The organism is Caldimonas mangrovi, assembly GCF_023721835.1.
In the GTDB taxonomy this organism is placed as follows: domain Bacteria; phylum Pseudomonadota; class Gammaproteobacteria; order Burkholderiales; family Burkholderiaceae_C; genus Caldimonas; species Caldimonas mangrovi.
Genome location: NZ_JAMKFE010000003.1, coordinates 242,281 through 266,055, shown reverse-complemented (window position 1 = coordinate 266,055; position 23,775 = coordinate 242,281). Strand labels below are relative to the sequence as shown.

Annotated in this window: 22 protein-coding genes; 14 read left to right on the top strand and 8 right to left on the bottom strand. The window is 68.2% G+C overall.

Annotation, left to right across the window (positions count from 1 at the left end; genetic code table 11):
* Window positions 1-91 precede the first annotated feature (91 nt).
* Window positions 92-757 carry a response regulator transcription factor gene (locus M8A51_RS06370; protein ID WP_251777358.1) on the top strand — a complete coding sequence of 222 codons (666 nt, stop codon included), beginning with the start codon at window positions 92-94 and terminating at the stop codon, window positions 755-757.
* Window positions 723-2,648, top strand: a complete 1,926-nt coding sequence (locus M8A51_RS06365) for a sensor histidine kinase (RefSeq protein WP_251777357.1) — start codon at window positions 723-725, stop codon at window positions 2,646-2,648. Before M8A51_RS06370 ends, M8A51_RS06365 begins: the two co-directional genes overlap by 35 nt.
* 16 nt (window positions 2,649-2,664) lie before the next feature.
* Here the strand turns inward: M8A51_RS06365 and M8A51_RS06360 are convergent, their stop codons facing one another.
* The 5 genes from M8A51_RS06360 to M8A51_RS06340 all read right to left on the bottom strand — a co-directional run bounded on the left by M8A51_RS06360 (window position 2,665) and on the right by M8A51_RS06340 (window position 8,593).
* A complete protein-coding gene (locus M8A51_RS06360; RefSeq protein ID WP_251777356.1) occupies window positions 2,665-3,828 on the bottom strand; it encodes a DUF4382 domain-containing protein in 1,164 nt (387 codons plus the stop codon).
* Window positions 3,829-4,011: 183 nt separating this feature from the next.
* Window positions 4,012-4,770: a class II glutamine amidotransferase gene (locus M8A51_RS06355; RefSeq protein WP_251777355.1), complete on the bottom strand. Its 759-nt coding sequence runs from the start codon at window positions 4,768-4,770 to the stop codon at window positions 4,012-4,014.
* A 102-nt stretch (window positions 4,771-4,872) separates the two neighbouring features.
* Complete coding sequence (locus M8A51_RS06350) at window positions 4,873-7,062, bottom strand: malate synthase G (protein ID WP_251777354.1); 2,190 nt, start codon at window positions 7,060-7,062, stop codon at window positions 4,873-4,875.
* Window positions 7,063-7,100: 38 nt separating this feature from the next.
* Window positions 7,101-7,877, bottom strand: coding sequence for a sulfite exporter TauE/SafE family protein (locus M8A51_RS06345; protein ID WP_251777353.1), 777 nt, complete (start codon window positions 7,875-7,877; stop codon window positions 7,101-7,103).
* Window positions 7,874-8,593 (bottom strand): haloacid dehalogenase type II, encoded by a 720-nt coding sequence (locus tag M8A51_RS06340; protein ID WP_251777564.1) that lies wholly within the window; start codon window positions 8,591-8,593, stop codon window positions 7,874-7,876. The genes M8A51_RS06345 and M8A51_RS06340 overlap by 4 nt, the downstream gene beginning before the upstream one ends.
* 95 nt (window positions 8,594-8,688) lie before the next feature.
* On the opposite strand from M8A51_RS06340, the gene M8A51_RS06335 reads away from it, so the two are divergent.
* From M8A51_RS06335 to M8A51_RS06305, 7 genes are read left to right on the top strand one after another with little or no spacing between them, the layout of a single operon-like run.
* Window positions 8,689-9,618 (top strand): LysR family transcriptional regulator, encoded by a 930-nt coding sequence (locus M8A51_RS06335; RefSeq protein ID WP_251777352.1) that lies wholly within the window; start codon window positions 8,689-8,691, stop codon window positions 9,616-9,618.
* Complete coding sequence (locus M8A51_RS06330; RefSeq protein WP_251777351.1) at window positions 9,615-10,178, top strand: hypothetical protein; 564 nt, start codon at window positions 9,615-9,617, stop codon at window positions 10,176-10,178. The genes M8A51_RS06335 and M8A51_RS06330 overlap by 4 nt, the downstream gene beginning before the upstream one ends.
* A 4-nt stretch (window positions 10,179-10,182) precedes the next feature.
* A complete protein-coding gene (locus M8A51_RS26475; RefSeq protein WP_251777350.1) occupies window positions 10,183-11,562 on the top strand; it encodes an AMP-binding protein in 1,380 nt (459 codons plus the stop codon).
* Window positions 11,559-12,128, top strand: a complete 570-nt coding sequence (gene pnuC / locus M8A51_RS06320; RefSeq protein ID WP_251777349.1) for a nicotinamide riboside transporter PnuC — start codon at window positions 11,559-11,561, stop codon at window positions 12,126-12,128. The genes M8A51_RS26475 and pnuC overlap by 4 nt, the downstream gene beginning before the upstream one ends.
* Window positions 12,125-13,177, top strand: coding sequence for an AAA family ATPase (locus tag M8A51_RS06315; RefSeq protein WP_251777348.1), 1,053 nt, complete (start codon window positions 12,125-12,127; stop codon window positions 13,175-13,177). Before pnuC ends, M8A51_RS06315 begins: the two co-directional genes overlap by 4 nt.
* Window positions 13,178-13,198: 21 nt before the next feature.
* Window positions 13,199-13,681: a DUF2214 family protein gene (locus M8A51_RS06310; RefSeq protein WP_251777347.1), complete on the top strand. Its 483-nt coding sequence runs from the start codon at window positions 13,199-13,201 to the stop codon at window positions 13,679-13,681.
* A 34-nt stretch (window positions 13,682-13,715) separates the two neighbouring features.
* A complete protein-coding gene (locus tag M8A51_RS06305; RefSeq protein WP_251777346.1) occupies window positions 13,716-14,291 on the top strand; it encodes a DUF3617 domain-containing protein in 576 nt (191 codons plus the stop codon).
* 149 nt (window positions 14,292-14,440) lie between these two features.
* Here M8A51_RS06305 and gatB read toward each other — a convergent pair whose 3' ends face one another.
* From gatB to gatC, 3 genes are read right to left on the bottom strand one after another with little or no spacing between them, the layout of a single operon-like run.
* Window positions 14,441-15,892 carry an Asp-tRNA(Asn)/Glu-tRNA(Gln) amidotransferase subunit GatB gene (gene gatB / locus M8A51_RS06300; RefSeq protein WP_251777345.1) on the bottom strand — a complete coding sequence of 484 codons (1,452 nt, stop codon included), beginning with the start codon at window positions 15,890-15,892 and terminating at the stop codon, window positions 14,441-14,443.
* A 1-nt stretch (window position 15,893) separates the two neighbouring features.
* Window positions 15,894-17,375 (bottom strand): Asp-tRNA(Asn)/Glu-tRNA(Gln) amidotransferase subunit GatA, encoded by a 1,482-nt coding sequence (gatA, locus tag M8A51_RS06295; protein ID WP_251777344.1) that lies wholly within the window; start codon window positions 17,373-17,375, stop codon window positions 15,894-15,896.
* A 10-nt stretch (window positions 17,376-17,385) separates the two neighbouring features.
* Window positions 17,386-17,685: an Asp-tRNA(Asn)/Glu-tRNA(Gln) amidotransferase subunit GatC gene (gene gatC, locus M8A51_RS06290; protein WP_251777343.1), complete on the bottom strand. Its 300-nt coding sequence runs from the start codon at window positions 17,683-17,685 to the stop codon at window positions 17,386-17,388.
* Window positions 17,686-17,962: 277 nt separating this feature from the next.
* Here gatC and M8A51_RS06285 point away from each other — a divergent pair, with 277 nt between their 5' ends.
* The 5 genes from M8A51_RS06285 to rodA all read left to right on the top strand — a co-directional run bounded on the left by M8A51_RS06285 (window position 17,963) and on the right by rodA (window position 23,767).
* Complete coding sequence (locus M8A51_RS06285; protein WP_251777342.1) at window positions 17,963-19,006, top strand: rod shape-determining protein; 1,044 nt, start codon at window positions 17,963-17,965, stop codon at window positions 19,004-19,006.
* 71 nt (window positions 19,007-19,077) lie between these two features.
* Window positions 19,078-19,998, top strand: coding sequence for a rod shape-determining protein MreC (mreC, locus tag M8A51_RS06280; RefSeq protein WP_251777341.1), 921 nt, complete (start codon window positions 19,078-19,080; stop codon window positions 19,996-19,998).
* Window positions 19,995-20,513: a rod shape-determining protein MreD gene (mreD, locus tag M8A51_RS06275; RefSeq protein ID WP_251777340.1), complete on the top strand. Its 519-nt coding sequence runs from the start codon at window positions 19,995-19,997 to the stop codon at window positions 20,511-20,513. The genes mreC and mreD overlap by 4 nt, the downstream gene beginning before the upstream one ends.
* A 24-nt stretch (window positions 20,514-20,537) precedes the next feature.
* Window positions 20,538-22,613: a penicillin-binding protein 2 gene (mrdA, locus tag M8A51_RS06270; RefSeq protein WP_251777339.1), complete on the top strand. Its 2,076-nt coding sequence runs from the start codon at window positions 20,538-20,540 to the stop codon at window positions 22,611-22,613.
* Window positions 22,610-23,767 carry a rod shape-determining protein RodA gene (gene rodA / locus M8A51_RS06265; protein WP_251777338.1) on the top strand — a complete coding sequence of 386 codons (1,158 nt, stop codon included), beginning with the start codon at window positions 22,610-22,612 and terminating at the stop codon, window positions 23,765-23,767. Before mrdA ends, rodA begins: the two co-directional genes overlap by 4 nt.
* Window positions 23,768-23,775: the final 8 nt, after the last annotated feature.

Here is a 23,775-nt window from a genome sequence, read left to right as displayed (position 1 = left end):
TCGATTGACAGGCGAGCCCGGGGCAGCACCTGTCGCACTGTCCCTTCAACGAGGGACCGGCTCGGCTTTGCAGTCCCCCTACACTGGGGACATGTGGCAACTCTCCGTGGCCGTCGTCGAGGACGACGCCCGTTTCCGTCAGGCCTTCGTGCAGGCCATCGAGTCGGCCCCCGACCTGAAGCTGGCCGGGGCGGCCGCCGATGGCGCGGGCGGGCTCGCCTTGCTGAAAGCGACACGACCCGACGTGCTGCTGGTCGACCTGGGGCTGCCGGACATCGGCGGCATCGAATTGATCCGCTACTGCGCGCGTCATCTGCCGGAATGCGACGTGATGGTCGTCACGGTGTTCGGCGACGAGCAGCACGTGGTCGGTTCGCTGGAAGCCGGCGCGACGGGCTACCTGCTGAAGGACACGCTGCCCGAGGACATCGCCGATCAGATCCGTGCGCTGCACGCCGGCGGCAGCCCGATCAGCCCGGTCATCGCGCGCCAGTTGCTGAGCCGCCTGGCGCCGGCCGGCGCTGGTGCCGGTGCCGGTGCAGCCCCGGCCGAAGGTGCACCGGCACTGTCGGACCGCGAACTCGCCGTGCTGACGCTGGCCACCAAGGGTTTCACCTACGAAGAGATCGCCCAGATGATGAGCGTCTCGAAGCACACGGTGATGACTTATGTGAAACGCAGCTATCGCAAGCTGCAGGTCAATTCCAAGTCCGAAGCGGTGTATGAAGCTCGCAAGCTGGGCCTGCTGCGCGACTAGAACGCTGGTAGGCCTGGTGCTGGGCCTGCTGCTCAGCGCGGCACTTGCCCAGGACACCGGGCCCGAGGAAATTCCCCCTGCCCAGCAGTTCCGCCTCGCCGAGCGCCAGATCGTGCCGCTCGGCCCGGCACTGCCGGACGCTGGCATCGTCCGTCCCGACCTGTCCGAGCCCGGCTGGGAGGTCGTCAAGCTGCCGGTCGCGACGCCGCGCGGAGCCATCACGCTGTTCAACGGCCCGCGGGACTGGGTCATGCATTGGTACAACGTGCGCTACAGCTTGCCGCCGAGCGGCGCATCGCCGCCGCTGGCGCTGTACAGCGCGCGCGTGCAGGGCGGCCCGGTCGAGGTGCACGTCAACGGCCGGCTGCTGTCGGCCAACCGCCGCAACTGGGGCTCGCAGTGGAACCGGCCGCTGTACGTGCCGATCCCGCACGACGTCGTGTTCACCAGCCCCGGCGTCGCCATCGACGTCGATGTCACCGTCGGCGTGCCATTGCGCGCCAACATGACCCATTCGCTGTCGACGCTGTGGGTCGGCCCCGCCGACGAGATCCGCGCGATGGCCGACCGCCGCACGCTGCTGCACGTCACCGGGCCGCAGGTCACCAGCCTGACCATCCTGGTGCTGGGCCTGTTCTCGCTCGGCGTGTGGATGCGGCGACGCAACGAGTCGGCGTACCTGCTGTTCGCATTGGTGTCGGCCGCCTGGTGGGTGCGCAACCTGCACTACCACGCCGACCTGCCGCGCGGCGGCATCGTGCACGACTGGTTCTGGTGGCTGACCAACGCGTCGATGTCGTGGGTGATGGTGCTGACCTATCTCTTCGCGCTGCGTTTTCACTACCGGCGCTATCCGTTGATCGAATGGCTGCTGGTCGGTTTCACGGCGTTGTCGGCACTGCTGACGATCCCGCCGTCGCCCTGGGACCCGTTGGTACTGCAGCAGTCGGTCAATGCGCTGGTGTCCATCTTCGTGACCGCCTTCATCACCTGGATCGCGGTGCGCTACAAGAGCCGAGAACTGCGGGTGCTGACACTGACGATGTGGGTCTGCATCGCGATGGGCGTGCACGACATCCTGCTCGTGAGCCTGCGCATCTCGCCCGAGAGCCTGTACCTGATGCCGTACGCGACGCTGCTGGTGTTCGCGGCCTTTCTCTATGCCGTGCTGCGCCGCTACAGCGGCGCGATCGAGGAAGTGGAGCAGATCAACGCATCGCTCGAGGAGCGGCTTGCCCAGCGCACTGCGCAGCTGGAAGAGAACCACCGCAGGTTGCGCGACGTCGAACGCGAGCAGGCCATGCTGCTGGAACGCCAGCGCCTGATGCGCGACATGCACGACGGCATGGGTTCGGCATTGATGTCGTCGCTGGTGCTCGTCGAGCAGGGCAAGCTCGACATCCAGGCCGTGGCCGCCGTGCTGCGCGAGTGCGTCGACGACCTGCGGCTGGTGATCGACTCGCTGGAGCCGATCGGCCACGATCTCGTCACGCTGCTGGCCACGCTGCGCTACCGGCTCGGCAAGCGGCTGGAGGCAGCCGGGCTGCAGCTGGAATGGCAGGTCGACGACCTGCCGCCGCTGCCCTGGCTCGATGCGACGGCCGCACTGCAGGTGCTGCGCATCGTGCAGGAGGCACTGACCAACATTCTCAAGCACGCCAGGGCGCGCAAGGTGACGATCGCGCTGAGGAAGACGGGCGACGCGGTCGAGGTGCACATCGACGACGACGGCATCGGCTTCGATGCGAGCGCGGTCGGCAACGCGCCGACCGCCAGCAAGGGCTTGCGCAACCTGCGCAAGCGTGCCCAGACGCTGGGCGGGGACGTGGTGTTCGCTTCTCAGCCGGGCCGCACCTGCGTGACGCTGGTGCTGCCGGTGCAGCGCGGCTGAAAGGAAGGGACCGACGTCAGGGCCCGAAGCCGAACGGCGTGGTGGCGCCGGCGGCGGTGAGCGTGACGTCGACGGTCTGCGGGGCCTCTCCGGGCACCGAAGCTTCGAGCCGGTAGTCGGACGCGACAGCGCTGTCGGCAGAGAAGGCCAGCGTCGGCGCATAGCCTGCGGTCACAGGGGCCGCCAGCGGCAGCGCGAAGGCGTAGGCACCGGTGTCGGCGTCAACCGGCTGCGCGGCGATCTCGAGGGTCACGCCGGACGTCAGCAACTGCAGCGCCCGCACCGTCGCATCGATGCCGTCGTCCGGCACCGGCTCGACCGTGACGCTGCCGTCGGCCGTCGCCATCGCCGACATCGGCGGATCGATCGGCGCCGACGCTGCATTGAGCGCGGTGCGCGCTGCGGTCGTGACCGGCACGCCGGTCACGATGGCGGTGGCCCGCCCCGGCGCACTGACGACCAGCGTGTAATCGCCGGCCGGCACCGGGGACAGCACGAACTTGCCGGTGGCGGCGTCCGGTGCCGTGGATTTGACCACCACGCTGCCTTGCTGGACCGAAACCGTCGCATCGGCGGCCATCGCCGGCGCGACGTACCCTTCGACGGCCTCACCGGCCGTCCCGACGAGCGGAATCACCGCGATCACCGGCTTCAGCAGGTAGTTGCCCGAGTTCCCGGCCGTCACGATGGATTTGCAGGCATCGAAGTCGAGCACCACGTCGAGCACCTGATCGGCCTCGACCTGGAGGTGCGTGTTCAGTTTGAGCCCGCTCCGCTGGGCGCTGGGTGTCTTCAACGGAATCTCGGTGCCGGTGATGTCGCCGGCCCGCACGATGGCGTTGGCATAAGGAGCGCTGGCCGGGTTGTCGGCGAGCACCAGCCGGATCTGGCTGTAGGCGCCGGCCGGCAGGCTGGCCTGACCGAGTTCGGCGAGCACGCCGTTGGTCAGCGTCAGCAGGTCGATGCGCTGAGGCGCGGCCAGCGGAATGTCGACCCATCCGCCGTCGTCCGTATCGGCAGCGCCGCTTTCGTGCACCCGCACCTGGTCGACCGTGACGTAGACGTGCTCGTAGCAGGCCGGCGCATCGGTCAACGACATGCGCACCGTGCCTTCACCACCGCCCGAAGAACCGCCGCCACCGCCCCCGCACGCGGTCAGCACCCCGAGGCCGACGAGCATCGCAGCGCTCGTCAAGCGGGCAATGAATGGAAAGCCGAACGCCATGAGGACCCTCATCGAAATGGAATAGATGGGAAATCATTCCATGCATGAGGCGCGACAGCAATTCAAGAGATGTATCGAGTTGTGCGCGAACCGATGGAGCGGCGATCAAACAGGTGGCTGCCCACTTCTGTAGGCCATCTATACGGGCAAAGGCTCGCCGTCGACAAACACCTTGAGTTCGCCCGCAGCGAAGGTCACCCAATCCTCGTTGGCCGTCAGCGGCTCGGTGACGACGACGGCGACGCGATCACGTGCCGTCGTCACGTCGGCGAAGTTGACCGACATGTCCTCGTCCTGGAGCTTCGCCGCCCCGAAGGGGTGCTGGCGCACCAGGTAGTGCAGCCGCGTGGAGCAGTGCGCCCACAGCGCATGCCCGTTGCTGAGCATGAAGTTGAAGGTACCGTGCCGCGCCACCAACGGCACCAGTTCGCGCAGCGTCTCAGTCAGCTGCTCGGGCGTCGGCACCGACGCGTGGTTCTTCGCCAGCTCCTGCATCAGCCAGCAGAACGCCTGCTCGCTGTCGGTCGTGCCCACCGGGCGGAACGCCGCATGCAATCTCGGCGTGAACCCCTTCAGATCGCCGTTGTGCGCGAACACCCAGTAGCGCCCCCATAGTTCGCGCACGAACGGGTGGCAGTTCTCCAGCACCACCGGCCCCTGCGTGGCCTTGCGGATGTGCGCGATGACGTTGGTGCTCTTGATCGGATAGCGCCGCACCAGCTCGGCCACCGGCGAGTGCAGTGCGGCCTGGTGGTCGACGAAAAGCCGGACACCCGCGCCCTCAAAGAACGCGATGCCGAAGCCGTCGGCATGCTCCTGCGAGCGCGTCGCGAACCCCGTGAAACTGAACACGATGTCGGTCGGGGTGTTGCAGTTCATGGCAAGCAGCTGGCACATGATGATGGGCGGCGCGGTGCGAAAGACGCTCCATCGTACTCGTGGCCCCCAAACGAAAAACGGCACCTCGAGAGTGCCGTTCTTGTCAGGACCGGGCCCGGATCAACCCTGCGTCTGCTTGACCTTCAGCCGCCACGCATGCAGCAGCGGCTCGGTGTAGCCGCTCGGCTGCTCGACGCCCTTGAACACCAGGTCCTGCGCGGCCCGATAGGCAGCCGAGGTGTCGAAATTCCCCGCCATCGGCCGGTACAGCGGGTCACCGGCGTTCTGCTGGTCGACCACCGCCGCCATGCGCTGGAAGGTCGCGTTCACCTGCTCCTTGCTGACCACGCCGTGCAGCAGCCAGTTGGCGATGTGCTGGCTGGAGATGCGCAGCGTGGCGCGGTCTTCCATCAGGCCGACGTTGTGGATGTCGGGCACCTTGGAGCAGCCGACCCCCTGGTCGATCCAGCGCACCACGTAGCCGAGGATGCCCTGCACGTTGTTGTCGAGTTCCTGCTGCTTGTCCGCATCGGACCAGTCCGGCTGCTCTGCCACCGGCACGGTCAGCAGGTCGCCCAGCAGCGCGTCGCGCGCGGCGTCCGCGTCGGTCTTCTCCAGTTCCTGCTGGATCGCGAAGACATCGACCTGGTGGTAGTGCAGCGCATGCAGCGTGGCCGCGGTCGGCGACGGCACCCAGGCGGTGTTGGCACCGGCCTTCGGGTGCACCGACTTCTGCTGCAGCATCGCGGCCATCAGGTCGGGCATGGCCCACATGCCCTTGCCGATCTGCGCACGCCCGCGCAGGCCCATGCCCAGACCCACCAGCACGTTGTTGCGCTCGTAGGCGGCGATCCACTTGCTGCCCTTCATGTCGTTCTTGCGGATCATCGGGCCGGCCTGCATGGCCGTGTGCATCTCGTCGCCGGTGCGGTCCAGGAAGCCGGTGTTGATGAAGGCCACCCGGCTCGCCGCGGCGGCGATGCAGGCCTTGAGGTTGACGCTCGTGCGGCGTTCCTCGTCCATGATGCCGAGCTTCACGGTGCTGTCGGGCAGGCCGAGCAGCTGCTCGACGCGGCCGAACAGCTCGCTGGCGAACGCCACTTCCGCCGGGCCGTGCATCTTGGGCTTGACGATGTAGACGCTGCCGGTGCGAGAGTTGCGCAGGCCGCTCTGCCGCTTCAGGTCGACCAGCGCGATGGTCGTCGTGACCACCGCGTCGAGGATGCCTTCCGGGATCTCCTTGCCGCCGCCGTACAGCACGGCCGGGTTGGTCATCAGGTGGCCGACGTTGCGCACGAACAGCAGCGAGCGGCCGTGCAGCACGACCGGCCGGCCGTCCGCGCCGACGTACTCGCGGTCGGGGTTCATCGTGCGCGTGATGGTCTTGCCGCCCTTGTTGACCTGCTCGGTCAGCGTGCCCTGCAGGATGCCGAGCCAGTTGCGATAGGCCAGCACCTTGTCGGCGGCGTCGACGGCCGCCACCGAGTCCTCGAGGTCGAGAATGGTCGACAGCGCGGACTCGATCACAAGGTCCGCGACACCGGCCGGGTCGGTCTTGCCGATGGCCGATAGACGATCGATGCGGAGATCGACATGCAGGCCGTGGTGCTTCAGCAGCACACCGCTCGGCTGGGCGGCGTCGCCCTGGTGGCCGATGAACTGCGACACATCCTTCAAACCGGTGGTGCGGCCGTCCTTCAGCGCGACCGACAGCTGGCCGCCTTCGACCCGGTAGCCGGTGCTGTCGCGGTGCGAACCGCTTGCCAGCGGCGCCGCTTCATCGAGGAAATTGCGCGCGAACTCGATCACCTTCGCGCCGCGCACCGGGTTGTAGCTGCTCCCCTTCTCGGCACCGCCGGTCTCGGGAATGGCGTCGGTGCCGTACAGCGCGTCGTACAGCGAACCCCAACGGGCATTGGCTGCGTTCAACGCATAGCGGGCGTTGAGGATGGGCACCACCAGCTGCGGGCCGGCCTGCAGGGCGAGTTCGGCGTCCACCTGCGTGGTCGTCGCCTTCGCGCCGCGCGGCGCGGGCATCAGATAGCCGATGTTCTCGAGGAAGGCACGGTAGCCGGCCATGTCACGGATCGGCCCCGGGTGAGCCCGATGCCACGCGTCGAGTTCGGTCTGCAGGCGATCACGCTCGGCCAGCAGCGCCACGTTCTTCGGCGCCAGCTCGTGCACGATCGCGTCGAACCCTGCCCAGAAAGCCGCACCGTCGACACCGGTCGCGGGCAGGACTTCATCTTCGATGAAGCGGTACAGCTCGTGGGCGACTTCGAGCCGGTGTACGGTCGTGCGTGGGGTCATGGTCGGGTCCTCTTGAAGGTCTGGAGTGTGGAAAGCGTTCAGGCCGCGACGGCCGCCCGATGAAAGTAGTACAGGGTCAGGAAGGCGCCCACGGCGATGACCAGCCGGCGCAACCACAGCGCGGGCACCTTGCGTGCCATGCTCGCGCCCCAGTAGCCGCCGACGCTGGCGGTGGCGATCATCAGCAGCGTGTGCGGCCAGCTGACAGCGCCGGCGGCGATGAAGGTGACGACCGTGACGCTGTAGATCACGGCCGACAGCAGGTTCTTGATCGCGTTGATTTCCTGCACGTCGTCATGGCCCGAGATCGCCAGGCTGGCCATCATCAGGATGCCCATGCCGGCCCCGAAGAAGCCGCCGTAGACGGACACCAGCAGCTGCGTGAACCAGCCGGCCGGTGTTCCGCCCGCGGGCGCGCTTCGCCGCTCGCGCCAGCGCGCCAGCCACGCGGCCAGCTGCGGGCTGAAGGCGAACAACAGCGTCGCGAAGCCCAGCAACCACGGGATCAGCCGCGCGAACTGGCCGTCCTGCGTCTGCAACAGCAACAGCCCGCCCGCGATGCCGCCGGCCAGCGACGCCACGCCCATCGGCAGCAGATAGCGCGACAGCGGGGCCAGCTCGCGTTTGTAGGCCCAGGCGCCGGACAGGCTGCCCGGCCACAGGGACACCGAGTTGCTGGCATTGGCAACCACCGGTGGCACGCCGACAGCCAGCAGCGCGGGGAAGGAGAAGAAGGTGCCGCCGCCGGCCACCGAATTCACCGCGCCGGCAGCGAAGGCGCCGGCACCGATCAGCATCGCGTCGACGGGCGTCATGCGCTGCCCCCGTTCACGCGCTGCAGCAGTGGCAGCAACTCGTGCAGGCTGCGGCCCTCGAAGCTCGGTCGGGTGTCCAGTTCCTCGGGCGGCAGGCCCGCCCGGTTCAGCCAGAAGGTGGTGTAGCCGAACCAGGTCGCCCCGACCGCGTCCCAGCCGTTGCTCGAGACGAACAGGACGTTCCTGGCGGTGGTGTCGGGGCGCGCCGCGCACAGCGTCTGCAGGCCGAGGGCATACACGCGCGGGTCGGGCTTGTAGCAGCGCAGCGGCTCGACACTGATCACCGTGTCGAGCACGTTCTGCAGCCCGGCGCTCTTCACGGCCACTTTGAGCATCGCCGGATCGCCGTTGCTCAGGATGCCGGTGACGAGGCCGAGCGCGCGGACCTGCTGCAGCACCTCGCGGTTTTCCGGAAAGGCACTGAGGTGGCGGTACTGGTTCATCAGCTGGTCTTCGCGCTCGCGTGTCAGGTCGAGCTTGAGCCGCGCACAGGCGTGGCGCAGTCCCGCACGTGTCAGTTCCCAGAACGGCCGGTAGCGGCCCCCGGCCGGGTCCGCCATGCTGACCAACCGCGTGTATTCGATCTGCTTGTCGCGCCACAACGCCGCGAGCACCTGTCCCTGCCCGGGGAACAGCTGCTCGGCAAGCAAGCCGACGCTGTAGACGTCGAACAAGGTGCCGTAGGCATCGAACAGGACGGCGTGGACCGGGGGCATCTTCATGCCCGCACTTTATTCCGAACCTGGGCAGCGATTCAGAACACGAAACGTGCTTGATTTTTTACTTTTAGCGGCTTAATCTCGCCCGCACCATGGACCGGCTCAAGCAGATCGAATCCTTTGTCGCCGTCGCCACCAAAGGCAGCCTGACCGCCGCCGCCCACGCCGAAGGCGTGGCGCCCGCGGTGATTGGCCGGCGCATCGACGCGCTCGAGGCACGGCTCGGCGTCAAGCTGCTGCTGCGCACGACCCGCCGCATCACGCTCACCCACGAAGGCAGCGCCTTCCTCGAGGACTGCTCGCGCCTGCTGGTCGACCTGGCCAACGCCGAGGCCAGCGTCTCCGAAGGCGGCGTCAAGGCCAGCGGCCACCTGCGCATCACCGCGCCGGCCGGTTTCGGCCGCCGCCATGTGGCGCCGCTGGTGCCGCGCTTTCTGTCGCTGCATCCGGACGTGTCGCTGTCGCTCAACCTCAGCGACCGCGTGGTCGACATCGTCAACGAAGGCGTCGACTGCGCCGTGCGCGTCGGCGACCTGCCCGACTCCAGCCTCGTCAGCCTGCGACTGGCCGACAACCGGCGCATGTGCGTGGCGACGCCGGCCTACCTGAAGCGGCGCGGCCGGCCGCAGCACCCGGGCGAGCTGAACCAGCACGAATGCCTGACACTGAGTTCCGACGCCAGCCAGACGCGCGGCTGGGCCTTCATGATCGACGGCGAGCTGACGCATCTGCGGCCACCCGGGCGGCTCGATTGTTCCGATGGGCAGGTGCTGCACGACTGGTGCCTCGCGGGCATGGGCATCGCGTGGCGGTCGACCTGGGAAGTCGAAGGAGAGGTGGCGGCTGGCCGCCTGGTCAGCCTGCTGGACGAGTTCGCAGCGCCGCCGAACGGCATCTTCGCGGTCTTTCCGCAGCGCAAGCACCTGCCGCTACGCGTGCGGCTGTGGATCGACTTCCTGAAACACACTTACGGCGACGAACGGTACTGGTCGCGCAGCAGCAGTGAGCCGGGCGGCGCATGAAACCGATGTTCGACGCCTGGGACGCATTGCGCGGCCTTTCGACGCTCGACCACCCGGCGAAATGGGTGCTGGCGCTGGCGGTCCTGCTCGGTGCGGCGATGATCGGCGGCGCGCGCGCAGACCGGGCGGCGAAACTCGCGGCGTGGGCCTTCTGGCTCGCGGCGCCGGGTTTGACGCTGTCGCTGGCACGGTGGCTCACGGGACAAGCGTGGACGGCCTGGGCATTCACCATCGCCGCCTGCGCGCTGCTGGCCGGCTGGGTCGCCCGCAGCCATGCCGTCTCGTTGACGCTGGTGTGGGCCGCAGCCCTGCTGCTGCTGGCCGGCGTGCATGCGGGCCTGGACCGCTTCAACCTCTCGCAGGCCGTGAGCGACGCGCTGTTCCTGGCCGGTACGGCCGCCTTCGCGGTCGCCCTCGCCACACGCATCGTCACGCGCCGCGGAACGGATCGCGCCCCCGTGCCTCCGCCGCACGATGATGCGCAACGCGAAGCCTCCATCCGTGCCCGCCTCGACAGCGACGAGGCCCAGGAAGGCGCCGACAAGTACACCCGCGAGTGACACCGTGACGCCCGGCCCCACCCATTGCGAGCAGCCTCCGGGGGCCGACGCCGCCTGGCGGGACGCCGCGCGGCTGCCCGGGCTGTCGCCGGCGTCCGCTGCCTTGCTGCAGCGCCTGGTGCAACACCCTCACGCGCCGGTGTTCCGTCACCGCAGCGGACATCGGCTCACACGCGCCGACCGCTGGATGGTGCGCTGGCACCACTTGCGCATCCTGCACGCATCGGGGCCCGATCCCCGCACCCCGCCGGGCTGGGCGTGGCGCCACGCCCGGCGCTGCGGCGCGACCGTGCCTTTTTTTCTTGCACGCGGCTCGCTGCCGACCTCGTGGCAGGGCATACCCACGACCAGCCGTGCCGATCTCGCGGCGAACGTGGCCGGTTTCGTGCCCCGCGGCGCGAGACTCTCGCGCCTGCTGTGCTTCACCACCAGCGGGACCACCGGGCATCCGATCCAGGTGCCGTCTCACCCCCGGGTCGCTGCAGCCTACTTCAGCCACCATTGCCGGGCGTTGCGGCTGTACGGCATCGTGCCGCGGGCCGGCCGCGGCGAGATCGGCATCGTGCTGGCGGGCTTCCAGCAGCGGTGTTTCACCTACGTCTCGGTCAACCCGCTCAGTGACGAATGCGGCGTCGTCAAGCTCAACCTGCATCCTGCCGACTGGCGCTCGCCAGACGACCGCCGGCGCTACCTCGACGACCTGCGGCCGGAGCTGATCTCCGGCGATCCGGTGTCGCTGGCCGAACTGTGCCGGCTGGGTCTGTCGCACCGTCCGCGTGCGGTGCTGTCCACGTCGATGGCCTTGTCCGACGGACTGCGTGCCGAGTTCGAGGCGCAACTGCAAGCCCCGGTACTCGACCTGTACTCGATGAACGAGGCCGGCCCGATCGCCGTGCGCGCCCCCGACGGCGAAGCCCACGTGCTGCTGCAGTCACGGCTGTTCGTCGAGATCGTCGACGCCGACGGGCGCGCCTTGCCTGAAGGCGAGCACGGCGAGATCGTGCTCACAGGCGGCTTCAACCCGTGGCTGCCGCTGCTGCGCTACCGCACCGGCGACCATGCCCGTCTGGGGCGCACGCGCCACGGGCCGGCCCTGTTCGACCTGCAAGGCCGGCCGCCGGTGCGCTTCCGACGCCCCGACGGACAATGGCTCAACAACATCGAGGTGACCCACGCCCTGAAAGGCTGCGCGCTGGTGCGCTGGGCGCTCCATCAGCGCGGGGACGGCAGCCTGCTGCTGAAGGTCGACCCGCCGCGGGCAGATCGCGATGCCCTGCGGGCCGCACTGTGCCGGCCCTTCGGCCCCGCGCTGCCCATCGATATCGTTGCGCTGGCGCCCGGCGACAAGCTGGTGCAGTACACCAGCGATCTGGAGTCTTCGTGACCCTCGACATCGAACTCGCCGCCAATCTGCTGATCACGGTTTCCGTCGTGCTGGCGGCCCGCAACAGCGTGCACACCTGGTGGACCGGCATGCTCGGTTGCGCCTTGTTCGCGGTCGTCTTCCACGGTGCCCGGTTGTACGCCGAATCCGGCCTGCAGGGCTTCTTCATCGCGACCAGCGCCTGGGGCTGGTACCGATGGAGCCGGGTGGGCACACGGCCGGCACTGCCCGTCACCCGGGCCGGGTGGCAACACACCGCGGCGGCCGCGTCGGTCGCGCTGCTCGCCACGCTGGCATATGCCGCACTGCTGCGCCACCACACCGATGCGGCAGCACCGCTGGCCGACTCGGCCGTCACCGCCTTCAGCGTGCTCGCACAACTGCTGCTGATGCAGCGCCGTCTCGAGACCTGGCCCTGCTGGCTCGCGGTCAACACCCTTGCCGTGCCGCTGTACCTGTCGCGTGGCCTCCACGTGACCGCGATGCTGTATGCGGCCTACTGGTGCAATGCGTGGTACGGGTGGTGGCACTGGCATCGCCGGATGCAGCGGGAGCAGCAGGCATGAGCCCCGCCCGATGGCGCACCGGCCTGGTGGTCGGCAAGTTCTCGCCGCTGCACCTGGGCCACGAGGCGCTGATCCACCACGCGCTGTCGCAGTGCGACGAGGTCGTCGTGCTCGGCTACAGCGTGCCCGAGTTCGAGCCCTGCGACGCGCTACGGCGCCGCCAGTGGCTGCACGAGCGCTTCCCGCAGGCACGCAGCATCGTGCTCGACGACGCCACGCTGCACGCACTGGCACCCGGCTTCGCGCCGCTGCTGCCCAATGGTGCAGCCGACTCGCTGCACCAGCCCTACCTGGCGGCGCTGCTCACCGACGTGCTGCAGTTGCGCATCGACGTGCTGTTCGGCAGCGAAGCCTACGTGCAGCCGACGGCGCAGGCCATCGCGCACCGGCAGGGCGGGCCGGTGGAGCCGGCGCTGTTCGACCTCCACCGCGTGCGGTTTCCGATCTGCGGCACGCAACTGCGCCGCCACCCTCACCGCCACCGCCACGACATGGCCGCGTGCGTCTACCGCAGCTTTGTCCAGCGCGTGTGCCTGCTGGGCGGAGAATCCACCGGCAAGACCACGCTCGCCGCCCGGCTGGCGCAGCACTACGCCACGGTGTGGGCGCCCGAATACGGCCGTGAGCACTGGGAAGCACGCGGCGGCCAACTGACGCCGCAAGACCTGCTGCACATCGCCGAGACACAGATCCAGCGGGAACAGGATCTGCTTGCCGAGGCCCACCAGTTCCTGTTCTGCGACACCTCGCCGCTGACCACCCTGTGCTACAGCGTGGCGATGTTCGGCGAGCAGCCCGCCGCGCTGGTCGCGGCTGCCGCGCGCGGCTACGCACAGGTGTTGCTCTGCGAGCCCGACTTCGACTTCGTGCAGGACGGCACGCGCCGCGACGACGCCTTCCGTGCCTGGCAGCAGCGTTGGTACGAGACGGCATTGGCGGATGCGGGCGTCCGCTACACGCGTCTGACCGGCTCTCTCGATGAACGCATGGCTCTCGCGGTCGACCGGCTCGGGCCGCCCGAACCGGCCCGCCACCGGCCGGCGTTGTAAAGCAAGGCGGCGGCCTCCACAATGCCCCGTCGCCACCACGTCGCACTGGACATGCTCGAATCCTTGCTCGCTTATGCGCACATCGTCGCCATCCTCTCGCTGGTCGTGTTCCTCACCAGCGAGGCCGCGCTGTGCCGCACCGAATGGATGAACGCCGCGGTCGTCCGCCGGCTTGCGAAGATCGACTTCGTCTATATGCTGACGGCGCTCGCCGTGCTGGCCACCGGGCTGGCCCGCACGGTGTGGGGCATCAAGGGGTTCGGCTGGTACTGGAGCCAGCCGCTGCTGCACCTCAAGTTCACGCTGTTCGTCGTGATCGGCCTGCTGTCGATCAAGCCGACGCTGATGTTCGCGCGCTGGCGCAAGACGGTCGACGCGAACGGCACGCTGCCGCCCGAATCCGAAGTGAAGCAGGCACGCAAGTGGGTGATGATCGAAGCGCACCTGCTGATCCTGATCCCGCTGGCCGCGACGATGCTCGCACGCGGCATCTGGACCCGGTGACCTCCCCTGACGGCCTTGAAGAAAGGACACCCCGATGAAGACCTTCCGCTCCCTGACGCGGTCCCTGGCCCTTGCCGCGCTGTGCGCCGCGTGCATCGGCGTGCAGGCGCAAACCCTCACCAAGCGCAAGCCCGGCCTGTGGGAAGTGCAGCAGACCCACCAGAGCGGCCAGGTCGCCGGCCAGAAGATGCCGTCGCAGGCCGAGATGCAGGCCATGATGGCGCAGATGCCGCCGGCGCAGCGTGCGCAGATGGAGAAGATCATGCGCGAGCAGGGCGTGGGCCTGACCGACAAGCCCAATGTCACACGCTACTGCCTGTCCAAGGAGATGGCCGAGCGCGACCCGACCGCACAGGCTCCCGACCCCAACATGAAGTGCGAGCACGAGGTGGCGCCGGTGTCGTCGAGCGAGGCGAAGTTCGCCTTCACGTGCACTGGCCCGCAGGGCGGCGTGAAAGGCGAAGGCCGCGGCTGGGACATCACGCCCGAGGGCTACCGGACGTCGATGACGATGCAAGGCACGGTGAATGGCCAGCCGATGAGCATGAAGATGGAACAGGCGGCGAAGTGGCTGGGCGCTGACTGCAAGGGCATCAAACCCATGAAGTAAGACCCCCCCTACCGCCTGCGGCGGCCCCTCGAGGGGCGACACCAGCGGACCGGCGGAGCCGGATCCGCGGCGTCGCTCGGATGGGGTGCAAGGTGCGCGGGGAACGACAAAGGCCGGCGATCGCCGGCCTTTGTCTTGGTGCGTCGGCGTCAGCCGAGCTTCTTCTTCAGCAGCTCGTTGACCTGCGCGGGGTTGGCCTTGCCCTTGGTGGCTTTCATCGCCTGGCCGACCAGCGCGTTGAAGGCCTTTTCCTTGCCGGCGCGGAATTCCTCGACCGACTTGGCGTTGGCGGCCAACACCTCGTCGAGGATCTTTTCCAGCTCGCCGGTGTCGGACATCTGCTTCAGGCCCTTGGCCTCGATCACCGCGTCGACGTCGGCGCCCTCGCCGGTCCACAGCGCCTCGAACACCTGCCTGGCGCCGTTGTTCGAGATGGTGCCGTCAGCGATGCGGCCGATCATCCTGGCAAGCGTTCCGGCGCTGACCGGGCTCGCGGCCAGTTCGCGCCCTTCCGCGTTCAAGCGGCGCGACACCTCGCCCATCAGCCAGTTGGCCACCAGCTTGGGCTGCTCACAGGCCTGCGCAGCGGTCTCGAAGTAGCGGCCGAAGTCCTTGGACTGCGTCATCATCGTCGCGTCGTAGGCCGGCAAACCATAGTCGCGCTGGAAGCGCTCGGCCATCACGCGCGGCAGTTCGGGCATCTCGGCCTTCACGCGCTCGATCCACTCCGGTGCGATCACCAGCGGCGGCAGGTCGGGGTCGGGGAAGTAGCGGTAGTCGTGCGCGTCTTCCTTGGTGCGCATCGAGCGGGTTTCGCCGGTGTCCGGGTTGAACAGCACGGTGGCCTGCTGGATCGCCAGGCCGTCCTCGATCTGGTCGATCTGCCAGTGGATCTCGTAGTCGATCGCCTGTTGCAGGAAGCGAAAGCTGTTGAGGTTCTTGATCTCGCGGCGGGTGCCGAACGGCGCGCCCGGCTGGCGCACCGAGACGTTGGCGTCGCAGCGGAAGCTGCCTTCCTGCATGTTGCCATCGCAGATGCCCAGCCACACCACCAGCGCGTGCAGCGCCTTCGCGTACTCGACCGCCTCGGCCGACGAGCGCATGTCGGGCTCGGAGACGATCTCCAGCAGCGGCGTGCCGGCGCGGTTCAGATCGATGCCGGTCTGGCCGTGATAGTCCTCGTGCAGCGACTTGCCGGCGTCCTCTTCCAGGTGAGCGCGGGTCAGCCGCACCGTGTGCGGCTCGTCGCCGACGTAGAACTCGATCGTGCCGCCCTGCACCACCGGGATCTCGTACTGGCTGATCTGGTAGCCCTTGGGCAGGTCGGGGTAGAAGTAGTTCTTGCGCGCGAAGATCGACAACGGTGCCACATGCGCACCGACCGCCAGGCCGAGACGGATGGCCCGCTCGACCGCGGCCCGGTTCATCACCGGCAGCGTGCCGGGCAGCGCCAGGTCCACCGGGCAGGCCTGCGTGTTGGGCGCAGCGCCGAACTGCGTGCTGGCGCCGGAAAAAATCTTCGATTGCGTCGACAGCTGCGCGTGCGTTTCGAGGCCGATCACCACCTCGTAGCCGCGCACCAGTTTGCTCTTCGTGCTCATCTCAATAGCCCTCCGGTGCGCAGAGGTGGAAGTCGGTGGCCTGCTGGAAGGCATGCGCAGCGTGCAGCAACTCGCCCTCTTTCCAGTAGTTGCCGATCAGCTGCAGGCCCACCGGCATGCCGCCTTCGCCGAAGCCGGCCGGCACGCTCATGCCGGGCAGGCCGGCCAGGCTGGCGGGCAGCGTGAAGATGTCGGCCAGGTAGTTGGCGACCGGGTCCGTCTTGCCGCCGATCTGCCACGCCACGGTCGGAGAAACAGGGCCGGCGATCACGTCGCACTGCCTGAACGCTGCCTGGAAGTCGTCGGCAATCATGCGGCGCAGCTTCTGCGCCTGCAGGTAGTAGGCGTCGTAGTAGCCGTGGCTCAGCACATAGGTGCCGATCATGATGCGACGCTTGACCTCCGGGCCGAAGCCCTCGGACCGGCTCTTCTTGTACATCTCGAGCAGGTCCTTGTACGCCTGCGCGCGGTGCCCATAGCGCACGCCGTCGAAGCGGCTCAGGTTCGAACTCGCCTCGGCGGGCGCGATGATGTAGTAAACCGGGATCGACAGCTCGGTCCGCGGCAAGGACACGTCGACCAGCGTCGCGCCGAGCTTCTCGAACTCAGCCAGCGAGGCGCGCACCGCCTGCGTCACGTCGGCCGCAACGCCGGCGCCGAAGAACTCCGTCGGCAGGCCGATGCGCAAGCCCTTCAACGGCTGTGCGGCGGTGGCGCCGGCGCGCGCGGCGCGAACGGCCGCCGTGAAATCTTCCACGGGCTGGTCCGCCGACGTGGCATCGCGCTCGTCGAAGCCGCTCATCGCCGTCAGCAGCAGCGCGCAATCTTCGGCGGTGCGTGCCATGGGCCCGGCCTGGTCCAGGCTGGACGCAAACGCGATCATTCCGTAGCGCGAGCAGCGGCCATAGGTCGGCTTGATGCCGGTGACATTGCACAGCGAGGCCGGCTGGCGCACCGAGCCGCCGGTGTCGGTGCCGGTGGCTGCGGGCACGAGGCCCGCGGCCACCGCGGCAGCCGAGCCGCCCGACGACCCGCCGGTGATGCGGCGGGTGTCCCATGGGTTGCGTGCCACGCCGTAGGCCGAGTTCTCGTTGCTGCCGCCCATCGCGAACTCGTCGCAGTTGAGCTTGCCGAGCGTCACGGTGCCGGCCACGGCCAGCTTGGCCACCACCGTCGCGTCGAACGGGCTGCGGTAGCCGGCCAGCATCTTCGACGCCGCCGTGCTGGGGAAGTCGGCCGTGACGTAGATGTCCTTGTGGGCCACCGGCACGCCGACCAGCGGCCCTGCCTCGCCCTTTGCGCGGCGCGCGTCGGCGGCCTCGGCCTGCCGCAGCGCGACGGTTTCGTCGGTGCACAGGAAGGCGCCGAGCTGTTCATGCGCTGCAACGCGCGCAAGGAAGTGCTTCGTCAGCTCAACGCTCGAGACGGCGCGCGCCTCGAGTTGGCGGCCGATCTCGGCCACCGTCATGCGGTGCAGATCCATCGCCGACCCCTTACTCGATGACCTTGGGCACGAGGAAGAGCCCGTCTTCCACGGCCGGGGCGCTGCGCTGGTTGGCCTCGCGCTGGTCGGCCTCGGTCACCGCGTCAGCGCGCAGGCGCAAGGCCACGTCCTGCACCGCCGACAGCGGCGTGTACAGCGGCTCGACCCCGGTGGTGTCGATCGCGCGCATCTGTTCGACGATGGAGAAAAAGCCGTTGAGCTGCTGCAGCATCGCCGCCTGTTCCTCGCCGCTCAGCTCCAGCCGGGCGAGATGGGCGATGCGGCTGACGTCATCTGAAGTCAGGGCCATGTAAATTAGTTGGTTTTTGGGTGGTTCCCGCAGCGATCGGCGCGGGGTGGATCGGGTATTATCGCCCGTTATCCACAGCCGGCCCGATTGCTGAGCGCCGGTGGTCCCGGACCACCTCCTACCCAGCGATCTGCGCCGGTTTCGTGCTGAAAAGCGCGCAAAAGGGCGCATGGGACGCGCCCCGGAGCGGTTCCGGAGAAAACCCGAAAAACACTTGGTCGCCCCGGCTGCGACGCCAGTTGCTCACAGCCCCGGCCCGACCTGCTCGACACGCAACATGTTCGAATCCATTCGTCGCTACTTCTCGACGGACCTCGCCATCGACCTGGGCACCGCGAACACACTGATCTACGTGCGCGGCAAGGGGATCGTGCTCGACGAACCGTCGGTGGTGGCGATCCGCCACGAAGGCGGCCCCAACGGCAAGAAAACCATCCAGGCGGTCGGTGCCGAGGCGAAAGCCATGCTCGGCAAGGTCCCCGGCAACATCGAGGCCATCCGGCCGATGAAGGACGGCGTGATCGCCGACTTCACGGTCACCGAGCAGATGCTCAAGCAGTTCATCAAGATGGTCCACCCGCGCTCGGTGCTCAAGCCCAGCCCGCGGATCATCATCTGCGTGCCCTGCGGCTCGACCCAGGTCGAGCGCCGCGCGATCCGCGAATCCGCGCTGGGTGCCGGCGCCTCCGAGGTCTACCTGATCGAGGAGCCCATGGCCGCAGCCATCGGCGCCGGGCTGCCGGTGTCCGAGGCGTCCGGCTCGATGGTGGTCGACATCGGCGGCGGCACCACCGAAGTGGGCGTCATCTCGCTGGGCGGCATGGTCTACAAGGGCAGCGTGCGCGTCGGCGGCGACAAGTTCGATGAAGCCATCATCAACTACATCCGCCGCAACTACGGCATGCTGATCGGCGAACCCACCGCCGAAGCCATCAAGAAGGAAATCGGCTCCGCCTTCCCGGGCTCCGAGGTCAAGGAGATGGAAGTCAAGGGCCGCAACCTCTCGGAGGGCGTGCCCCGCAGCTTCACGATCAGCTCCAACGAGATCCTCGAAGCGCTGACCGACCCCCTGAACCAGATCGTCTCCTCGGTGAAGAACGCGCTGGAGCAGACACCGCCCGAACTCGGCGCCGACATCGCCGAGCGCGGCATGATGCTGACCGGTGGCGGCGCGCTGCTGCGCGACCTCGACCGCCTGCTGGCCGAGGAAACCGGCCTGCCGGTGCTGGTGGCCGAAGACCCTCTGACCTGCGTGGTGCGCGGCTGCGGCATGGCACTGGAACGCATGGAGCGTCTGGGCGCCATCTTCACCTCGGAGTGAGCCGAGACTCGAAGCGTGTCCGCTCCCCCGTGGCCGGACACGTTCGCCCTCAAGGCCAGTAGAGTCCCGACATGCCGCTCGGCACCCTGGATCGGACCCCACCGCCCTTCTTCAAGCAAGGGCCGTCGGCGCTGACGCGCCTGATGTTCTTCTCGGCGCTCGCCTTCTTCCTGATGGTGGCCGACACACGGCTCAACATCACCCAGCCGCTGCGCGCCGTCGTCGCGACGGTGCTGCACCCGATCCAGCGTGCGCTGCTGGTGCCGGTGGAAATGGCGGTGTCCGGCAGTGCCTATTTCGACGGCATCAAGGAAGCGCGCGCCCACGAAGCAGCGGCACGCCGTCAGCTGACCGAGCAGGCCGCCCGTGTCAGCCGGGTCGAACTACTGGAACGCGAAAACTCCCGGTTGCGCGCGCTGCTGCAGCTGCGCCCCGCCGTGCAGGCCCGTACCCAGGCCGCCGAGGTGCTCTACGACACGCCCGACCCCTTCAGCCGCCGGGTGGTGATCGACATCGGCAGCACCCAGGGCGTCGCGCGCGGCTCGCCGGTGATCAACGAGAACGGCGTGCTGGGACAGGTGACGCGCGTCTACCCGCTGACGTCCGAAGTGACGCTGCTGACCGACCGCGCCGCCCTGATCCCGGTGCTGAACACCCGCACGATGGTGCGCGGCGTCGCCTACGGCGACCCGGCCAGCGACGCGATGGAGTTGCGCTTCATGGCAACCAACGCCGACGTGGCGGAAGGCGACCTGCTGAGCACCTCGGGCGTCGATGGCGTCTACCCGCCGGGCCTGGCGGTGGCGCGCGTGACCAAGGTCGACCGCCGCGCCGATTCGGCCTTCGCGAAGATCGCGCTGGTGCCGGTCGCCTCGCCCGTCAGTGCGCGCCATGTGCTGGTCGTGCAACCTATCGGCGCACAGTTGCCTGAGCGCCCGCCCGAAGACGCGGCGGAGCCCGGCCCGGCCCGGAAAGCGAGGGCCGTCCGATGATGCCGCGCGGTTCCGACCAGCTGCTGCTGCCGGTCAACCCGGTCTTCATCTGGTTTTCGCTGCTGTTCGCCTTCGCGGTCAACCTGGTGCCGATCGGCAAGACCACCGCGATGCCCGACCTGCTGGCGCTGACGCTGGTGTTCTGGAACGTGCACCAGCCGCGCCGCGTCGGCGTGGGTGCGGCCTTCGCCTTCGGCGTCATGATGGACGTGCATGACGGCGCGCTGCTGGGCCAGCATGCCCTGGCCTACACGCTGCTGTCGTACTTCGCCATCACCATCCACCGCCGCCTGCTGTGGTTTACCGTGCTGTCGCAGGCGGTCCAGATCCTGCCGCTGTTCTTCGCGGCACACGCGGTTTCCGTGATCATTCGACTGATTGCGGGAGGACTGTTTCCTGGCTGGGAACTGCTGCTCGCGCCGCTGTTCGAATCGATGTTGTGGCCGGTGGCCACCTGGATGCTGCTGGCGCCCCAGCGTCGACCGCCCGACCCCGACGCCAACCGGCCGCTGTAGACCCCTCCCCGTGGGTCGTTGACGATGACCGAACTCAAGAACGTCGAACTCGAGCTGTCGCGCTTTCGTGCGAGGCTGCTGTTCGCCGGCGCGATGGTGCTGGTGTGCTTCGGTCTCATCTTCGCGCGGCTGGCCTACCTGCAGGTGATCCGCTACGACGAGCTGTCCACGCGCGCCGAGAACAACCGCATCGCGGTGGTGCCCATCGTGCCGAACCGTGGGCTGATCCTCGACCGCAACGGCGTGGTGCTGGCCAACAACTACTCGGCCTACACGCTGGAGTTGACCCCGTCGAAGATCGACGACCTGGACGCGACCATCGACGAGCTCGCGCAGGTGGTGCAGATCTCCAGCTACGACCGGCGCCGCTTCAAGCGGCTGATGGACGAGTCGAAGAGCTTCGAGTCGCTGCCGATCCGCACCCGGCTGTCCGACGAGGAGGTGGCGCGCTTCTCGGTGCAGCGCTACCGCTTCACAGGCGTGGACATCAAGGCACGGCTGTTCCGCAACTATCCCCTCGGCGAGGTCGGCGCGCACGTGATCGGCTACATCGGTCGCATCAACCAGGCCGAGAAGGAGAAGATCGACGAGTCGGAAGACGCTGCCAACTACCGCGGCACCGACTACATCGGCAAGCTGGGCATCGAGCAGAGCTACGAGCGCGAGCTGCACGGCATCACCGGCTTCGAGGAGGTCGAGACCAGCGCAGGCGGGCGCGCCGTGCGCCGGCTGCGCTCCAGCCCGGCGACCCCCGGCAACACCGTGATGCTGTCGATCGACATCAAGCTGCAGGCGCTCGTCGAGCAGCTGTACGGCGCACGGCGCGGCGCGCTGGTAGCGATCGATCCGAAAAGCGGCGAGGTGCTGGCCTTCGTCAGCAAGCCGACCTTCGACCCCAATCTTTTCGTCGAGGGCATCGACGTCGAGAACTGGCGCTCGCTGAACGAGTCGCCCGACAAGCCGCTGCTGAACCGTGCGCTGCGCGGCACCTACCCTCCCGGCTCGACCTTCAAGCCCTTCATGGCGATCGCAGCGCTGAACTCCGGCAAGCGCGGTCCCAACGAGGCCGTTCTCGACAATGGCATTTTCATGTTCGGCAATCACCGTTTCCGCAGCCACGGCGACGGCGGGCTCGGCATGGTCGACATGCACCGCTCGATCGTGAAGTCGAGCAACGTCTACTACTACTCGCTGGCCAACGAGATGGGCGTGGACCTGATGTACTCGCAACTCGCGCCGTTCGGTTTCGGGCAGATCACCGGCATCGACATCGACGGCGAAGTGCGCGGCGTGCTGCCGTCGACCGAGTGGAAGCGCAAGGCCTACAAGAAGCCGGAACAACAGCGCTGGTATGCCGGCGAGACCATCTCGCTGGGCATCGGCCAGGGCTACAACAACTTCACGATGCTGCAGGTGTCGCATGCGCTGGCAACGCTGGCCTCGGGAGGCGAGCGCCACGTGCCGCACCTGGTGCGCGAGATCCGCGATGTCGTCACCCACGAGCGCCGGCCGGTCGGCTCCGAACCGGTCGAGCCGCTGGACCTGAAGCCGGAGCACGTGGACGTGATCAAGCGCGCGATGTATGCGGTCACCCAGGAAGGCACGTCGACGCGGGTCTTCCTGGGCGCCAAATACCAGAGCGGCGGCAAGACCGGCACCGCGCAGGCCGTCGGCATCCGCCAGAACGAAAAGTACAACGCCTCGAAGATGGCCGAATACCTGCGCGACCATTCGCTGTACGTGGCCTTTGCGCCAGTCGATGACCCGAAGATCGCCCTGGCGGTGATCGTCGAGAACGCCGGCTTCGGCGCGCAGGCCGCCGCACCGATCGCGCGGCGGGTGCTCGACTACTGGCTCACCGGCACCTACCCCAGCGAGGAAGACATCATCGCGACACAACGCGGCGAGACCGGTGCCCCGGTCGGCGCGCCGCGCGTGGCGTCCGAGGTGCCGCTGCCTCTGCCCGTCGCGGCCGTGCCGTCCGCGGGCGGGACGGCGCTGCCGGTGTCCAACCCCGACCCCGCCGCTTCGAGCCCCGCCACGCCGGTGCCTGCCTCGCAGGTCGCCCCCGTTTCGACGCCACCCGAGGCCGTCCGATGAACGTCGCCTTCGAACGACCCTCCCTGTGGCAGCGCGCCAAGCCCATCTTCCTGGGCTTCGACGGCTGGCTCGCGCTCGCGGTACTGCTGCTGTGCGGGGCCGGGCTGCTGACGATGTATTCGGCCGGGTTCGATCACGGCACCCGCTTCGTCGACCACGGCCGCAACATGCTGATCGCGCTGGCCGTGGTCTTCGTCGTCGCGCAGATCCCGCCGCAGAAACTCATGGCCATCGCGGTGCCGCTGTACATCGTCGGCGTCGCGCTCCTGCTCGGCGTCGAGCTGTTCGGCATCACCCGCAAGGGTGCGACCCGCTGGCTCAACGTCGGCGTCACGGTGATCCAGCCGAGCGAGCTGCTGAAGTTCGCGGTGCCGCTGATGCTGGCCTGGTGGTTCCAGCGGCGCGAAGGCCAGTTGCGCACGCCGGACTTTCTCGTCGCGGTCATGATCCTCGCCGTCCCGGTCGGCTTCATCATGAAGCAGCCCGACCTGGGCACCTCGCTGCTGGTGATGTCGGGCGGGCTGTACGTCATCTTTTTCGCCGGCCTGTCGTGGAAACTGATCATTCCGGTGCTCGTCACCGGCGTGGTTGCCATCTCGGCGCTGGTGCTGTCCGAGGACCGCATCTGCCAGCCCGGTGTCGACTGGCCGGTGCTGCACGACTATCAGAAGGGCCGCGTGTGCACGCTGCTCGACCCCAGCAAGGACCCGCTCGGCAAGGGCTTCCACACGCTGCAGGGCATGATCGCGATCGGCTCGGGTGGGCTCACCGGCAAGGGGTTCATGAAGGGCACGCAGACGCACCTGGAGTTCATCCCCGAGCGCACCACCGACTTCATCTTCGCCGCCTACTCGGAAGAGTTCGGCCTGGCCGGCAACGTGGCGCTGCTGCTCGGCTTCATCTTCCTGATCTTCCGCGGGCTGGTCATCGCGGGCGAAGCGCCGACCATGTTCTCGCGGCTGCTCGCCGGCGCGGTGACGCTGATCTTCTTCACCTATGCCTTCGTGAACATGGGCATGGTCAGCGGGGTTCTGCCGGTGGTGGGCGTGCCGCTGCCCTTCATCAGCTACGGCGGCACCGCGATGGTGACGCTCGGCCTGGGCGTCGGCATCCTGATGTCGATCGCCAAGAGCCGGCGGCTGATGATGTCCTGAACCGGGAG

Bases quoted from the DNA above. Each gene is read 5' to 3' on its own strand.
- M8A51_RS06345 (WP_251777353.1), bottom strand. From the start codon at position 7,877: ATGACGCCCGTCGACGCGATGCTGATCGGTGCCGGCGCCTTCGCTGCC.
- M8A51_RS06340 (WP_251777564.1), bottom strand. From the start codon at position 8,593: ATGCCCCCGGTCCACGCCGTCCTGTTCGATGCCTACGGCACCTTGTTC.
- M8A51_RS06310 (WP_251777347.1), top strand. From the start codon at position 13,199: ATGCCCCGTCGCCACCACGTCGCACTGGACATGCTCGAATCCTTGCTC.
- mrdA (WP_251777339.1), top strand. From the start codon at position 20,538: ATGACCGAACTCAAGAACGTCGAACTCGAGCTGTCGCGCTTTCGTGCG.
- mreD (WP_251777340.1), top strand. From the start codon at position 19,995: ATGATGCCGCGCGGTTCCGACCAGCTGCTGCTGCCGGTCAACCCGGTC.
- M8A51_RS06370 (WP_251777358.1), top strand. From the start codon at position 92: ATGTGGCAACTCTCCGTGGCCGTCGTCGAGGACGACGCCCGTTTCCGT.
- M8A51_RS06335 (WP_251777352.1), top strand. From the start codon at position 8,689: ATGGACCGGCTCAAGCAGATCGAATCCTTTGTCGCCGTCGCCACCAAA.
- gatB (WP_251777345.1), bottom strand. From the start codon at position 15,892: ATGAGCACGAAGAGCAAACTGGTGCGCGGCTACGAGGTGGTGATCGGC.
- mreC (WP_251777341.1), top strand. From the start codon at position 19,078: ATGCCGCTCGGCACCCTGGATCGGACCCCACCGCCCTTCTTCAAGCAA.
- M8A51_RS06350 (WP_251777354.1), bottom strand. From the start codon at position 7,062: ATGACCCCACGCACGACCGTACACCGGCTCGAAGTCGCCCACGAGCTG.
- M8A51_RS06330 (WP_251777351.1), top strand. From the start codon at position 9,615: ATGAAACCGATGTTCGACGCCTGGGACGCATTGCGCGGCCTTTCGACG.
- M8A51_RS06305 (WP_251777346.1), top strand. From the start codon at position 13,716: ATGAAGACCTTCCGCTCCCTGACGCGGTCCCTGGCCCTTGCCGCGCTG.
- M8A51_RS06355 (WP_251777355.1), bottom strand. From the start codon at position 4,770: ATGTGCCAGCTGCTTGCCATGAACTGCAACACCCCGACCGACATCGTG.
- gatA (WP_251777344.1), bottom strand. From the start codon at position 17,375: ATGGATCTGCACCGCATGACGGTGGCCGAGATCGGCCGCCAACTCGAG.
- rodA (WP_251777338.1), top strand. From the start codon at position 22,610: ATGAACGTCGCCTTCGAACGACCCTCCCTGTGGCAGCGCGCCAAGCCC.
- M8A51_RS06285 (WP_251777342.1), top strand. From the start codon at position 17,963: ATGTTCGAATCCATTCGTCGCTACTTCTCGACGGACCTCGCCATCGAC.
- M8A51_RS06315 (WP_251777348.1), top strand. From the start codon at position 12,125: ATGAGCCCCGCCCGATGGCGCACCGGCCTGGTGGTCGGCAAGTTCTCG.
- M8A51_RS06360 (WP_251777356.1), bottom strand. From the start codon at position 3,828: ATGCTCGTCGGCCTCGGGGTGCTGACCGCGTGCGGGGGCGGTGGCGGC.
- gatC (WP_251777343.1), bottom strand. From the start codon at position 17,685: ATGGCCCTGACTTCAGATGACGTCAGCCGCATCGCCCATCTCGCCCGG.
- M8A51_RS06365 (WP_251777357.1), top strand. From the start codon at position 723: ATGAAGCTCGCAAGCTGGGCCTGCTGCGCGACTAGAACGCTGGTAGGC.